8 protein-coding genes are annotated in these 16,209 nt (G+C 40.3%); 1 reads left to right on the forward strand and 7 read right to left on the reverse strand.

All coding sequences use genetic code 11. The annotated features are described in order from the left end of the window. Positions 1-3 precede the first annotated feature (3 nt). Positions 4-762 carry a GDSL-type esterase/lipase family protein gene (locus tag C7S20_RS10295; protein WP_107012398.1) on the forward strand — a complete coding sequence of 253 codons (759 nt, stop codon included), beginning with the start codon at positions 4-6 and terminating at the stop codon, positions 760-762. Positions 763-812: 50 nt separating this feature from the next. On the opposite strand, the gene galB is transcribed toward C7S20_RS10295, so the two are convergent. The 7 genes from galB to C7S20_RS10330 form a co-directional block, all read right to left on the reverse strand. After that, on the reverse strand, positions 813-3,242 hold the full coding sequence (galB, locus tag C7S20_RS10300) for a beta-galactosidase GalB (RefSeq protein ID WP_107012399.1): 2,430 nt from the start codon (positions 3,240-3,242) through the stop codon (positions 813-815). Between the two features lie 75 nt (positions 3,243-3,317). Next, positions 3,318-6,221 carry a glycosyl hydrolase 115 family protein gene (locus tag C7S20_RS10305; RefSeq protein ID WP_107012400.1) on the reverse strand — a complete coding sequence of 968 codons (2,904 nt, stop codon included), beginning with the start codon at positions 6,219-6,221 and terminating at the stop codon, positions 3,318-3,320. Then, a complete protein-coding gene (locus C7S20_RS10310) occupies positions 6,214-9,195 on the reverse strand; it encodes a glycoside hydrolase family 2 protein (RefSeq protein ID WP_107012401.1) in 2,982 nt (993 codons plus the stop codon). Before C7S20_RS10310 ends, C7S20_RS10305 begins: the two co-directional genes overlap by 8 nt. 22 nt (positions 9,196-9,217) lie before the next feature. After that, positions 9,218-10,255 carry a glycoside hydrolase family 43 protein gene (locus tag C7S20_RS10315; protein WP_193510764.1) on the reverse strand — a complete coding sequence of 346 codons (1,038 nt, stop codon included), beginning with the start codon at positions 10,253-10,255 and terminating at the stop codon, positions 9,218-9,220. A gap of 240 nt (positions 10,256-10,495) precedes the next feature. Next, entirely contained in the window at positions 10,496-12,013 is a 1,518-nt protein-coding gene (locus C7S20_RS10320) for a rhamnogalacturonan acetylesterase (RefSeq protein ID WP_107012403.1), read from the reverse strand. 12 nt (positions 12,014-12,025) lie between these two features. Beyond that, entirely contained in the window at positions 12,026-14,896 is a 2,871-nt protein-coding gene (locus C7S20_RS10325) for a glycoside hydrolase family 2 TIM barrel-domain containing protein (RefSeq protein ID WP_107014188.1), read from the reverse strand. A gap of 4 nt (positions 14,897-14,900) precedes the next feature. Beyond that, on the reverse strand, positions 14,901-16,199 hold the full coding sequence (locus C7S20_RS10330) for a rhamnogalacturonan acetylesterase (protein ID WP_107012404.1): 1,299 nt from the start codon (positions 16,197-16,199) through the stop codon (positions 14,901-14,903). Positions 16,200-16,209 lie beyond the last annotated feature (10 nt).

Consider the following 16,209-nt stretch of genomic DNA (forward strand, 5'->3'; position numbering starts at 1 on the left):
AATATGAGTAAAAACCTTTTTTCCCTTCATTTATTCCTTGGCGTTGTTCTCTCTATTTCTGTTCAAGGAATAGCTCAGGAAAATGTAAAAACATTATATCCTACCGATTCCATTGTGTCGCGCTATCATAACGATTGGACTCAAAAGCATTATCAAGGCAGAATTCAAGCTTTTGAGAAAGATCCATTGAGCTTTGACGAAATAGTATTTATAGGGAACAGCATTACCGAAAAAGGAGGGGACTGGGCTGAAAAATTTGAAATGGATGATATTCGAAATAGGGGTATTTCAGGAGATCTTTCTGATGGTGTTTTGAAAAGACTCGCTGAACCTATTCACTTTAAACCGAGGGCAGTTTTCCTTCTTATTGGAATAAATGATTTATTCAATATGTATCACGATGTGGAAAATCGTCATAATCTGAAGTATGATAGAATTGTGCCTTCTGTAGAGTATATAGCCAATAATATCCTGAAAATAGCAAAAGAAATCTCTGCCAAATCTCCTTCCACTAAGGTATATGTTCGCACCGTTTTGCCCACCAGGAGAGAATTCCTTATGGATGACATTGCTCATCTAAATGATTTAATTCAGAGGAATGAGAAAGAAGGTTTCTACACGGTAATCGATCTTTATTCAGAGTTCGTGGATAAAGACGGAATGATGATCAGGGATTTTACAGTAGACGGGGTGCATCTTACTGAAGAAGGTTATTCCCATTGGGTTTCCGTTGAAAAATCAATTTTGGAATTACTGCAGTAATCAAACCCAATGATTTCCTTCTTGCTATATTTTTGTTGAAGTCAAACCTATTATTTTGGAGCTTCAATTTCTAAGCTAATTTGCCCTGTTTTTAATCCCTTACCCGTAACAATAAGCTCCGTTTTTCCGGTTTGGGCGGTAGATTTTACGAGAACCACCAGCTTTCCACTAAAAGTCTTCATTGTTGGTAAATGGAACATTTCTAAAGAAGTTGGATCTCCATTACAGGCTGCACGATATTCCCCGGCTCCTTTTACCTGAAAATTCAGTTGATTGGCTGCAGTGGGACAGAGGTTTCCATCCTTATCTACCACTGAAACGGTGACGAAACTCAGGTCTTCGCCATTTGCGATCAAATTAGCGCGATCTGCTTCCAGCTTTAGATGATGTGGTTTTCCCGCTGTAACTATTTCTTTTTCCATAGCAGGATTGCCATATTCATCATAAGCAACAACTTTTACTTTTCCGGGCTCATAAACCACATCATCCCACATTAGTCGGTACCTTTCCATGAGAGAATTATTATTCTTTGCGCGGATTCCCTGGCTTTTCCCGTTGATGAACAATTCTGCTTTATCATAACTTGTATAAACAAATACAGGTGTGATTTCACCTTTGCGCCCTTCCCAGTTCCAGTGTGGAAGGATGTGCAAAGTTTCATCTTCTGTATTCCAGCGACTGCGATACAAATAATAACGATCTTTAGGGATTCCTGCAAGATCAACCATACCGAAGTAGGAACTTCTGCTCGGCCAGTAATCATCATAAGGTGTTGGTTCCCCAAGATAGTCAAAACCTGTCCAGACAAATTCTCCTAAAACCCAATCATGTTCATCCTGTTCAATAAAATCTACTTCAGGAATGTTGGACCAGCTGCAATATTCAAGATCATAGGAAGAGGATTGAAGATCAGGATAGGTGATATTATAACCTGTTTTAACAGGGAATTTATAGATGCCGCGGGAGCTGACCGTTGAAGCTGTTTCTGAACCCAGGATGAACCCTTGCGGGAATCTCTGATGAGCTTCATCATAAAGGTGTACGCGATAATTGAGTCCGGGAATATCCAAAACAGCCCCGAAGCCACTTTCCATTACTGCTTTTACGCGGTCCATTCCCACCGTTACCGGCCTGGTGGGATCTTCCCGATGAAAAATATCCTGAAGCCAGTGCAGGCGTTTTACCCCTTCACTTCCAAATTGATCTGGCACCTCATTTCCCGCACTCCACATCACGATACTCGGATGATTCTTTGTAGCTCTTACCAGGCTTTCTACATCTTTTTCAGCCCAATCATCGAAATACAGGTTGTAGCCATTCTTAACTTTTGGCCTTTTCCATTCGTCAAAGCTTTCGGCGATTACCAGAAAGCCCATTTCATCACACAATTGAAGTTGTTCCAGGGAAGGCATATTATGAGCTGAACGAATAGCATTACATCCCAGGTCTTTAAGGATTTTGAGCTGCCTTCTTAGTGCAGCTTTATTTATTGCAGTCCCCAACGGTCCAAGATCATGATGAAGGCATACGCCTTTGAATTTTGTTACTTTTCCATTCAGCTTAAATCCTCCGGGAGTATATTCTATTTCTCTTATTCCGAATTTTATCTCTTGCTGGTCTTTCAATTCACCATCTTGCAATAACCTAATTTCAGCAGTATAGAGGTAGGGCGTGGAAGGCGACCAAAGCTTAGGATTGTTAACCTTTATGTTTTGCTCGATCTGGTTTCCGAACTGCTGACAATTGGAATTTGAAGAGACTTTTTTCCCATTTTTGTCTTTTATTATAGTTTCTACACATAGATTGGTTCCCTGGACCTCAGATTTGATAGTGACCTTGGCCTCATTAGAATTAATAAACGGAGTAGTAATAGTGTGGCCCCAATGTTTAAATGAGACGGTGTTTTTGGTAATCAGCCGTACTTTTCGGTATAGCCCAGCGCCGGGATACCACCTGGATGATTTAGGCAGATTTTCCAGTCTAACGGCTATAGTATTATCTTCCCCTTTTTTCAGTTCGTCGGTCACGTCAAAATAGAAATAGCTATAGCCGTATGGGCGGTTTCCTATCTTTTTTCCATTTATAAAAACTTCGGCATTGCTCATAGCCCCATCGAAATTGAGCATAAGCTGTTTGTTTTGGGCAGATTCCGGAATATGCAAAACTGTTCGATACCAGCCAGTTCCGATAAAAGGAAGAGCACCTGTTCGACCTGTTTTTTCAGTGGCGATTTCTTCGTTATTTTGTTCTATCTTAACAATTTGCTTATCGATCTCTTTATCAAAAGGCCCGGAAATTGCCCAGTCGTGAGGTATGTTTACTTCCTGCCAGTCTGAATCATCAAAATCTTTCTGATATGCATTTTCATTTTTGCCCTGAAAAAATTTCCAGGTCTCAATTTCCTGAATACTCCTAGTTTGGGAATACAGATTGTTGGATAAGGCTAAAATGAATATGAAAAGGAAATATTTATTTTTCATTTTGATATCTGTTATAATCGGTTTTTTTTCAACTGTCTCCGGCTGTTTTCTGATAAATTAAATGCCTTGGATTAATCAATCAGAGATTTTCGGATTAAAATTGGTTTCAGGTAATAAACTATAGGGCAACGTGAGGTCTTGCAACTTTAAATAGATAAAATCCAGGGCCACTCCTTCGTCAATCATATAGATTTTCAGGCTTTGTTTTCCGGCTTCCCTAACTTCAACAGGAATAGTGATTTTCGCTAAATTCCTTAGAACATTTTGCTTCCATTCCTCGCTTCGCCCATATGTCTGAAAATCCACGATTCTAATAGCGTTCTCATTCCACTGGACTCCAATCCTTACAGCGTGATTTTTGGTGATTGGATGGGTGGGAAGAGCGTTTAGAATTAGTTCGGCATTCCGGCTTTCACTTTCGGTAATGATGCTGTACTCCATATATGGTGCCGAATCTTTTAAATCTGAAGTTTCTAAAGGCTTTCTGGTGAAGGGGTGGGCCTGCATAAGATTACTGCTGTAGCCTAAACCAGGTACCTTTTTCCAAAAGTATTCTTTCCTATCAGTTTTGGTCGTATAATCTTCGGCATAAATTGAAACAACTCCGTTTTTTTCAACAAAAATATTAGGCGTTTTGTTTGTCGTTTTGTAAGAATGAATTTTTACGGGAAGGCTGAAATTTTCAGAAGCCGCTCTGATCTTGACTTTGCCCCGACCTGGTCTGCCCGATTGATTCCATTTTTGCCAATCAATGCCAACGAAGATTCTTTCTGAAACCTGAGAGGGCGTTAATTCTCCTTCATTTTTGTTCAGCACCATCCATTCAGGCTTTTTCAGTATTTTCCATTTCAGAGTTTTGGAGGCTATGAGGAAAATATCAAAAAAATGCTTTTCAGGCGATTTTTCATAGAAGACGGGTAATTTGAAGATCCCTGCTTTTATTTGATTTTCTACGGCAATTCCTACAGGAGTATTAGCTTCCGGGTGTTGCTTTAAATTCTCTAAGTTAATCTCAGGTTTTTGATACACGGGGAGCCGCCGTGGCTGCATATCCATGATATTCTCCCATTTCCCTCCTGCAATTGCATGATTGTATTTATGGGTAAGTGCCTTTATACTGTCGAAAGCTTTACCAGATGATTTTTCATATTCCTTGGCATTGTAACGATTCTGAGCCTGGTATTTTATGGCCAGGTCCCTGTACAGAAACTTTTGGTTCATAAAGGAAGCAGCCTTTACAGGATAATATATTAATTGGAAATAAGAATCCTGATATTCAGGTTTTAGTTCTTTTTTAATTTTTTCAGCCCGCAATGTAAGATTCTCGTATTGGTTAATACGGTTGCTGATTTCATCGCCAGCCAGGAAGGGGCTGTAAGCCGTGGTATCTATTGAAGTGGTAGGTTCTGTTTGGCTCCAGCCCATAAATTCGGGTTTGCGTTCAAACGCCAATTGATAATATTTCATTTTGACATTGGCAATTTCGGGACCATAGGTTTCTCCGAATACAGATGTGTAAAAAGAACTTAAATGGTGATTCAGGTATTCCGGGTCCTCAAATTTTGAAGCATTATAAGCCATATCCATAAATAGCTGAATATTATATTCGGCTGGTTTTATGTCGCCCACATTTAGGATCCAGATTTTTTTATTGTCAGTCTTATAAGCTTTCATCATTTCCTCTCTAATCAGACCTGGATGAGTGGTACTCAGCCAAAGATAATCGTGTGGCCTTCCCCAGTAGGATGCATGATAGTAAATCCCGCCACCACCAGCTCTTTGGCGTTCCTTATTGTTGCTCAACCTCCTGATATACCCATAATTGTCATCAGTCCAGATAATGGTAACATCATCTGGTATTTTCATTCCTGAATCATATAGGCCCAAGACTTCCTTATAAACCGTAAAGGCTTGTGGGATTTCTGAAATAGGTTCTTTCCGGTATTTTTCTAAAAGTGCGCGTTGATCCTGGATTACACCTGAAAGAACTCTGGCGGCTTCCTCAGTGCTTTCCACTCCTTCCATCCCACTGTCGTGGATGCCGCGCATTCCAACTGTATATATTGCATCCAAATTCGAAGATTCTTTGACTCTTTTTTCCCAGTAATTATATACATTCTTCCGGTTTGAAACGTAGCTGAAATCTCCCATAGTATAGTGATTCCACTCATCTACATTGTTCCGCAGCATTGGCTCTGCATGAGAACTACCCACTACGATATGATATTTTGAAGCCATTTCGTGATTTCCGGGATAATGAAAAAAGGCCCTGGTGCTGGGGTGCATTGCCGGCCAGATGGTGTTCGCTTTTAAACGCAAGAGTAATTCGAAAATTTTTGAATAAGTCTTAGGTCCAATATCACCAACTTCCGGTTCAAAGGTTTTTGCTGCCCAGGGTTGTAAGCCCCAATCTTCATCATTTAAAAAAATGCCGCGATAATCTACTGAAGGCTCCTTGGAAAAAAAATCTGGCTCATTCAGGACAATATCATTCCTTTTTTTCATAGGAACATCGGCCCACCAGTACCAGGGAGATACCCCTATCGTTTTAGAAAGCTCAAAGACTCCATAGGCAGTTCCCCGGGGATCGGTTCCGGCTATCACAAAAATCTGCTGTGATGAAGAAGAATGAGAGGCGGTTTTAAACATATAACTCTCCCTTTGGATATGGAACTCAGGAGGAAGATTCTTAATGCCGATAGCACCTTTAATTAACTCAGAATTTAATTCCCCGATTAGAATTAGATTTCCTCCATTTTTTTTAATACCTGAACTTACCTTAGGCCTTTTACCAGAGATCCTAAAAATATCTTCAGCTAAAAGATAGGCTGAAATGGAATCTAGAGAAGAGCCATCCTTGTCATAGACAATAGAGGCAACTTCATTCCCTTTGATGATGGTAAATTTTTTATCCTGTTCCTGGCCGACTGCAGAGAGATTAAAAATAAATAAGAGAGAAAAAATAAAAGCTTTATTCATAAAATTCTATTTCTACGATTCGTAGCTGGCCTTTTGCATTGGCGGCTTCTTTGTCCTTGTACAAATCGAGCTCTTTGGTGGGATCTACCTCTACAATATCACCGAATGCATCTTCTTCTGAATTAGCCCCTATCAATTCGATCCGGATATTTTCCGTCACGGTGGGTTCCAAAGGAAGGGTGATGTAACCAAGACTTCTTTCGGTTTCTCCTTTGTATACTTCGTTTCCATCGGCTAAAATTCTGATAGGGTAGGATTTCCTTCTCCATCCGGTCAACTTTATCACACATTTGCTTACTAAGGATGGTTTTACTAATTCATAATTGATCCAACCATTGCTAAGTTGCCCTGCGTTTGTCCACTCCGTTAATTCATTGTCATCATAGCTATTATAGGCTTCCTCTTCGTTAGCTCCAGCTGTGGCTTTGGCAATAAAAACAGGTTTCCTTTTTATTGTATATGAAGGGGAGGAGGGAGTAGGGCCGCGTTCCAGGTTAGAGGCTAAACCTTCTCCTGGGAGGTGTTCTGAAAGGCCGTTTTTACTTTCAAAAGGAAGAGTACGCAGGATTATTTCTGATGAGGTTAAACCTTCAGAGGTGGCTGTAACCTTTATTTCTCCGCCTTTCGTAAGGGATCGTACCATTACCCGGTTCACTCCGTTTATAACAGCAAGATCTTTAGAAAGAATATCGTTCCCAGGGCCATAACCAATTCCACCTAACCATTTAGCAGGTCCGTCTACTTTGAATCTTATTTCGGAATTATCAGTAGGAACACGATTTCCTTCTCCGTCTACCACTTCAACATCTATCAAGGCAATATCTGCTCCATTGGCTTTGAATCCTGTAGGGGATACATGAGTGATCAATTTAATTGCTACAGGTTTTCCTGCGGTATGTTTTTCAGTTTCACTTAATACATTCCCTTCGGAATCGTAGCTTACAGCCTTCAATGTTCCTGGTTTAAAGGCAATATCCTTAAAAGTGAATAAAAAGCCGTTGCTCCTTTCACCATAACCTAAGGATTTTTCGTTTAGAAAGAGCTGAACCTTATCACCGGTGGAAACTACATATTCATTTTTAACAATAGTATCATTGTAGTTCCAGTGTCCAATGATATAGGATCTATGATCCTCAATATCAACCCAGCCATCCCACATTACCTGGTGGGCAAAATATCCTTCTTTTGGAATACGCATAGGATCTACTTCCCCGCTGCCGCGATAATTTCCTTCCCCGCGGTAATGTGTATTGGAATCTGAAAAAATAATATTTACCCCACCAGAACTCACTCTTTCCCCTGTTCCGGGACGTTCTCTGAAGTAATCATACCAGCGCACAACATCCTCAATAGCGTGTGCGTCCATATTATGATTATAGGCACGGGCTGGCTCCCCCTTATAAAGGGGGCCTTCTCCTTCCTTATGAAAAGGAGGTGTAAATTCATCCCAGTATTTTCTTAAGCCTTCATCCCGGGAGTATTCTGTAGCCCACATAGGAATATGGGCGCTTTTGTTAATATATAACATTTCTCCCCCATATTCTGCTTCCCTACTGGCCAGCATTTCCCGGGAGCCAATTGCTCGGCCACCGTGAGGATCAAAGGTATTTCTTATGCTTTTCATTTGGTGCATATGGGGTTCACTAATTGCTTCGTTGCCCGATTCATAGAAAATGATACTGGGGTTGTTTCGGTTATAGATAATAGCATCCCGCATTAGACGTGCGCGCTGATCCCAGTTCGCTCCTTTGGAATCTCCTTCGGAATCGCCCGCAGGCATAGCCTGCATTAGTCCAACCCTGTCGCAGGATTCTACATCCTGTTTCCAGGGAGTAATATGCATCCATCTTACCAGGTTGGCATTATCTTCTACCATCATTCCATTACTGAAATCACTCATCCAGGCGGGGACTGACATTCCAACGGCAGGCCATTCGTTGCTGGTACGTTGAGCGTATCCCTTTACCTGGATTACCCTGTCATTTAGCCATATTTTGCCTTCCTTGAAATCTGTTTTTCTAAAGCCTGTGGTTGTCTTTACCTCATCAATAATTTTCCCGTTTTCTTTGATCCTGGTGATTACATCATAGAGGTAGCCATAGCCCCAGCTCCAAAAATTCAGGCCTTCCAGCTTTTTATCTGTTTTTAGAAGTTTGGTTTCTGCAGAAGCGAGGGTAACAGGATCAGTGGAAAAACTACCTATTGAATTCCCCTCTAAATCGATTACTTCAACCTCCATGGAGATTTCTTTTTCAGAACCACTTTCATTTCTTACCTGTGACTCGACATTGATCCTTGCAGATTTGGTCGGGATGTTAAAGTCGGTGGGATAGACATAAATCCCTGTGGTCTTCAAATTGGAATATAAAGGGAGGGTCTGATATATCTTGTTGGCAATATGAAGCTTCACGTTTTTAGGGATTCCGCCATAATTGGCATTAAAATTATGATCGTTCCACCTGTATTTGGCATTTGTTTCCTTTTCACGGTAATCCCAACTGTTGTCTATACGCAAGGCAATCACATTTTTTTTGTTTCCTGTATGTACCTCCCCGGAAATATCCAATCCAAAGGCCATCGCCCCGTTTTCGTGAAGCCCAATTTTTTGACCGTTTAAGAAGATCTCTCCTCCCTGCCTGATTCCTTCAAACTCTAGAAAGATCTTTTTACCTTCAGTTTCTTCCGGAAGTTTAAATTTCTTGCGGTACCAAACTATTCCCGTACTAAGCTCGTAAATGGATTTTTCAAAAGCTTCCTCCTGATTATAGGCGTAGGGAAGGGTGACTTCTTTCCATTTCCTGTCATTGAAATTTGCTTTTTCAGCTCCCTTTATATCACCCGGTTTCAGTTTCCATTTTGAATTGAAATTGAATTCCTTTCGTTGGAATTCCTGTGCTTCAATTGAGGCAGAAGCTGTAAGAATTACAATAAGCAAGAGCTTGTTCAGGGAATGTAATAAGATAGAACAATTCATATTATTTATAGGTTTTTAGAATCTATCGGTACTTTTCTACCGTTTCAGGTTGAAAATCTTTATTACTCTCTTTCGAACTCCACTTTTTATTGAGTCGCTGGATTTCTTTTTTTGTGATACCAATAATACTCCCGTGACGTGGCGTAAAATTTTTGATGAAAGATTCCGTTGTTACGCTGAAATTAAACAGATCTTTACTTCGCTGAAATTCATATCTCCCACTGGAATACAAATCGTACATCAGAATGTATTCATCTTTATCAACTAATTTAAAAACTGAAGAGCCTTCTACTCCCGTTCTGCTTTGGGCATAGCTATCTAAATACTTAAAGCTTTCCTTCCAGGGGCCCTGGAGTGATTTACTAATGGCCTGTTTTATGCCATTTTTAATTTCTTTCCCATTCTCATCTTTAGTATTTCCTTTATAGAATAAATGATAGATCCCATCTTTATAAACTATGTCTCCATCTATGGCGCCGTCTTTAGCACTAAACATCAAAGTAGGTGCCTCCTCAAAACTACTGAAATCTTCATTTACGTAAGCGCTGTAAAAATCGAGTTTAGGATTATCGTGAAAGCGTACTGTAAAATAAACAAGATATTTATCTGCTTTAGGATCATAAATGGTTTGCGGGGCCCATACCCATTTTACATTTTTAAACTTCTGCGGGTAGGATTTTACCAAATCAATAGCACTAGAACTCCAGTTGATTAGGTCCCGGGACTTAAGCATCACTATACCTGGATTGGTTTCCCAGCCATTTTTTCTGGTGTACATATCTGTAGCAACCATATAGAAGCCGTCACTTTTTGAACCACGGAGGATATGCGGATCCCGAACTCCGCCTGTATTTGAAATTTTTGATGAGGCTAAGACGGGTTCATTATTATTTAAGGCCTCCCAGTTAACAGCATCTTCACTAACCGCGAAACGTATTTGCTCCTGCTTATCTCCCGGTCCGGTGCCTTCAAAATAAACAAAAAGGTAAGCTTCCAATTCTTTATCTTGTGCACTGAGAAAAGGACCGGGAAGCATCAAGAAGAAGAGAATTCCTCTCATTATTACTTTGTGGTAATGGTTTTTTCTCATATTTCTCTCTGAACTTATTGGCGACTTGTAATTCCTGTTAAATAGGAATGGAGCTTAATCAATATTTCCTTGATCTTTTTTGTCTTATAATTTCAATAGAATGCTGAAGGATGAATTGGCTATTGAGAATAAGCACAACTAGAGAGCAAGTGAAAGATATAAAGCCCCTCCCAAGACTGGAAGTCTAAGGTTTTAAGGGATTCTTGAAAATTATTTCTTCTTCTCCTCTTCAGGAATAAAGACGTAATCTCTTATTCCACTACCTTTTAGCTGATCCAGTGATTTAGCGACAATATAGGCGTTCAATTCAGCTCCTTTCATATTTGTGTGAGTATGGTCTTTAGGAAAGAAATCTTTTACTTCTTGTTTTCCCATTGCTTCATATTTTCTGGCAATGGAGTCATTGAGGTCAATGAAAAAACCGCCTGCTTCCTGAACTGCTTCTTTAGCCCATTTTGCATAAGAGTCGTCATTACGTTCTACTTTATTACCGTGCCAGATATTTCTGGGGATCATACTCAGCACTATTGGGGTGGCCCCTTTAGCCTTGGCCTCTTCAATATACTTCTTCATATACCATCCATAGGTATGTACTACCTCCGTACTATCGCTTTTAAACTCGACAGTTTGAGTTTCATCCCCCATTCCCTTTAATGAGCCACGGTATTTGGGAGTATCAATATGTCCGCCATCATTATGCCCGAATTGTATCAGGACAAAATCTCCTTTATCCAAACTATCTTCTACAGCTTTCCAGAGACCTTCGCCTCTATAGGTTCGGCTGCTTCTTCCACCTCGAGCTTTGTTATAAACATTTACCCTTGTGGTATCAAAATATTTATCTATAGGAACTCCCCAGCCTACAAGGGTTTCATTATTACTGGCCACTGTAGAATCACCAATAATATAAATATCTTTTTTGGCAGGAAGCTGAACATCCGGATTCTCAAGAAGGTAATCCTTCAGGGAATTGTTGCTATCCTGTAGTCCTTCAACAATAAGGGAAGCGGCCAGGGCTGCTCCTTTAGCTGAAGTATGTGTATGATCGCGCTTGTAGAAATAAGTTCCTGTTACGTTTTCCTCTCCTTTTCGCTCCATAGTTGAGGCCATTCTTTCATTTAGGTCTATAAAAGTCACATTTTCTTCTTCTGCAACCTGTCTGGCCCAGCCTCCATAGGAATCTTTGTTTCTGGGAACCTGTCCGTTGTTCCAGTCGTTTCTTGGAATAGGGGACATCACGACTGGAATGGCTCCTTTTTCCTTCACATCCTGGATCACTTTGCGTATGTACCAGCCATAGGAATGCACTGTTTCGTGCTCTCCCGTTAACATATTGTCGATTTCTTCACTTTGATCACTTGTTCCTTTAATGGTACCCCTTGCTCTGAAATCGTCGTTTAATGGACCCGAGTCATTATGGCCAAATTGAATTAGGACATAATCCCCTTCCTGAAGGCTGTCTTTTACCGGTTTCCAAAGACCTTTAGTCTGAAAAGTACGGCTGCTGGTTCCTCCTAGAGCGTGGTTTTCCACATTTACTTTAGTGGTATCCAAATATTGGCCGATAAAATCTCCCCAGCCCCACAAGCCACCATCTCCCTGGCCGCTGCCGTTTTTCACAGTTGAATCTCCGACAATGTAAACCGTGGGTTCTTTTGAATTGCTGTCCTGACAACTTACGAGGAAAATTGAAATTAGAATGATTAACAATTGCTTAAAATTCTTCATATTAATGATTTATTATTCTGAAATGTTTCTGAAATCGAACCAAAGATTCATCTTAATCCCGTCATCACCGCTTTTGATGCGTATATTGGTAGGTTGGCTGCTCGGACCCTGCTGTGAAAGTGGCTTAAAAGCTCTCATGGCTGGGATTTCATACATAAAGGAAATGTTTCCTTCCGGAAATTCTGGTTGCGGATGAGCTCCAGGAAAAGCATTCTTAGGTTCGTCAGGGGTAAATAATCGAAGGAAGAGTTTGTCAGATTCGCTGAATATCCTGAAGGTGTTTTCTCCTGCTAGTATTTTTCCAGCAAGAAAATTGGCGTGATATCCCTTAAATTCAGGATAAATCAAGTTCTCAAAACTTTCCCCGGTAATTGTATTATTATAATCTTTTTCCCAGATGTTATATTCGGTGCCCTGCATCCTGTTTTTCCAGACATGATAGGGGCCTTTACCAAACCATTTAATACCACTAACTTCGTCTTCAGGAAAATCGAAAGTTATTCCGAATTTATCTATTTCTCCTTCATAGAAAGCTCCATCAAAACCACTATTCCTACCCGCATTCTTTAAAGCTACCATTTCCATTTTCAATCTTCCGTCAGGATGCATAGTCCACTGGATGGTGTGAATTCCTCCATTATAGTGTATTACGGCAACGGCATCTTCACCCTCCATATAGGTATCCACTTTTTCCACTTCAGCCTTCATGCCTATGGGACGTGGTCCATTGAGGAAGGGAATTTCATTTTTACTATTTTCAATATGGATCATTTCTCCGGAATCTGCATTAAGAGTGACCTCTATTTCTCCTCCAGATAGAAATACGTTATTTTCTCTGGTCTCTACTTTTGCTTCTGCCTTGTCATCTTTTTCTTTATGTAAAAACTTTTCAGCATAATAAGGAGCCTTATGGATAGGCCAGGTCCAAGTGTAGATCTCCCGCCCGTGTTCATCCTTTCCTGTTATTTCCACCCAATCTCCTCCAAAGAAATTTTCTTTTACAGGAATTTCAATTTTCCGGGTTTCTCCAGGTTGAATGTCTGGTACATGGATTTCACCCTCGTATAATACTTCAATTTCATCTTCGGTATAAAAGGTTTCTGCATCTGCTTTTTTTATTTTATAAGTTAATTCAGTTTTTTTGAGATTTGTGAAAATATATTTGTTTGTAATCAAAAAGGAACCATCAAAACTATGAGTAATTTGCCGTGGTTCAAACTGAATAGGTGCCCAAACTTCCTTTATGGTGTAGAAACTTCCTTCCTTTTCTCGATGGGGCCCGAGAATTCCATCTGGAGCAAGTGAACCTTTAGAGTCGTAAACCTGGTCGCCAGTCCAATCACTACGTCTCACTGCAGCATCATTGAAAACCCAAAGGAATCCACCGGCGAATAGTGGACTTTGACTGTAATGTTCCCAGAAATCGGCAAGTCCGGAGCCACTACCGTTGTCATAGGTGCCGTGCATAAATTCGGTAGGGAAGAAAACATTTTCCCCATTACCAAATCTATGTACACCTGTTAGATAGGTGGGGTAGTGATGAGTATCCCATCCATTAAAATCAGCCCAGGGATGGATTACAATTCTGTCTTGGGGATCAAATTCTGAAAAAATGGAGTCAAGTTCATAATTCCATCCGCCTTCATTCCCCTGGTCCCAGATTATTATCGAAGGATGATTCACATCCCGTTGTACCATTTCCTTTATAAGTTTTTTTCCTGTGGGGGTATCGTAAGGATTTTGCCAACCCGCCAACTCGTCTAAAACAAAAAGACCCAGAGAATCGCAAGCTTCCAGGAAATGATCATCTGGAGGGTAATGAAACCTTACCGCGTTCATGTTCATATCTTTTATAAGATTTACGTCCATAATGCTTATTCGCTTACTAGTGCTCCTTCCTGATTCGGGCCAGATGGTATGACGATTTACTCCTTTCATTATTATTTTTTCACCATTCAGGTATATTCCGTCCTTTTTTCTGAAATCCAGGGTGCGGAATCCTATTCGTTGGTTGAATTCGTGAAGCACCTCTTTACCCTTTACAAGACTCAATTTGAGGTCGTAAAGGTGCGGATCTTCCGGATTCCAGGGTTTTATATTATCCCATTTTGTCTCAATATTAGTTTTTTCTGTTCCTCTTTTGACAGGAAAACTGAATGTTTTAAAAGATCCTTCTTCGCCAACAGCTTTCAGAGTGACTTTTATTTCAGCTTTCCCCGGGATGTTGCTCAGGAGAACCTCTGCTCTTAAACTTCCGTCCATTTCCGGATCCACGGCTATATGTGAAATATGTGATTCCGGAAGAATTTCCAACCACACCGGACGGTAAATTCCGCCAAAAAGCCACCAGTCTGCCTTGCGCTCAGCATTATTTACGGTAGGGTTGGCAGAATGTTTCCATACATGTACTTCTAAAAGATTTTCCTCGTCATATTTTAATAGATCTGTAATGTCATATTCGAATTCATAGAAACCTCCCTGGTGTTTTGGCCCAGCCAATTTTCCGTTGACCTTTACCTGGGTGTCTGTCATTACACCGCCAAATTTGATGATAACACGTTGACCATTGTAAACTTTTGGTGCATCAAATTGATATTTGTAGGAGCCTTCTTCTTTACTAGGTTCGTCCTGTTCAAGTTCTTTATACCATCGGCCATAGGTATAGGTTCCAAAACCTTCCAGTTCCCATTGAGAAGGAACATTTATGGTACTCCATTTTCCGCTGTTCTGTCCTCCGGTGACCTTGAACTCCCATTCCTTGGGATGTTCAAAATCTTTTCCTGAAAGCATAATTTTTTTTGTTTCCTGCGCATTTGCCTGGAAGAGGCAACAAGTGAGAATCAGAATGTTTGAAAGACCTAAGATGAGCGTTTTTAGTTTCATAAAATTAATTTCCATCAGGTTTAATACTTTCAAAGCGTGGACTCATTGGGACTGTCCAGCTGGAAAGTAGATTTGGTTTTTCAGGATTGTAGTAAGGAGTTTCAGGTTTAAGGTATTTTTCTAACTCCAGATTTTGTTCGCGTATGCCATGAATGAAGGCAAGGGCAATTTCGTTGGCTCCAAAAGCATTGAAATGCGTGTTATCTTCCAATTTTTTATTCTGCCCGGGAAAAGTTCCTGCTGGATATTGAACAAATGCCTTCCGGGAAATTTCATCTCCCCAGCTATTATACATCTCTGTGGTCATTTTGGTGAAATCGATTAGAGGTATATTCATTTGCTCAGCTACTTTTCTAATCGCGTCCGGATAATCCCCGTGAGTTGGCTGCAGTTCACCGTCTTTGAAATGACGACGTTGAGTTGGAGTGATAAGTATTGGATTAGCTTCTTTCTCTTTGGCTGAATTGACAAATTCTTTCAATAATTCTGTATAGGATTGCCAGGGACCAATGCCTTCTCCTGTTCTTTTTTCGTCGTTATGAGCAAAACCAATCACAAGATAATCACCCGGCTTAATTTGTTCCATAATTTTTTCCAGACGTTTACGTCCTTTGAATGAAGCTAACGATGCTCCTGAAAAAGCGTGGTTAGCGATAACAACCTCATCATTAAAATATTGGGGTATCATTTGTCCCCAGGAGGCCCATGGCTCAATGTCCTGATCGGTCATCGTGGAATCTCCGGCCAGAAAGATGGTTTTCACATCAGGAGCCGGACTAATGCTGACCCTTTTTACCGCTACATTGCCCGAGAATTCAAGGGTAAGCTTGTCATCCCAGTCCAGATCATCAAGTTCCCGTGATTTAAGGCTGACTTTTTGATCGTTCTTAATTTGTGGTTTTCTTACATTTACATTAAAAATCTTTATAAGTTCTTTTCCTTTTGGGATCTCGGTTCCCACGTCCATTATTCTCCTTGATTCAGCCTTGATAGTAGTTTTTGAAGCTTGTTGAGAGGATCCCAATATTACCTCCACTTTATAATTTCCTTCAGGTACCCTGGTGGAGAAATATACGGGTTTAGCAGCAGTAAATCCTTCTTTATGTAGCTGTACATTTCCGGAAGTTTTAAAATCAAAACCATTATTTCGCTCATTCTTAAAGGTAACAGGAGAAGTTATAGAAGTTCCGGATTTGGAGTTGTCTTTTCCAAAAACAAATGTTAGCTGGTCCTTATTTTGTGCTGCTGAGGTAAAAAATGCTACAAGAAAGGCAAGAAATAATATTGATTTTATTTTTTTCATAGAAGCTAAG

This window comes from Christiangramia fulva (assembly GCF_003024155.1).
GTDB classification, from domain to species: domain Bacteria; phylum Bacteroidota; class Bacteroidia; order Flavobacteriales; family Flavobacteriaceae; genus Christiangramia; species Christiangramia fulva.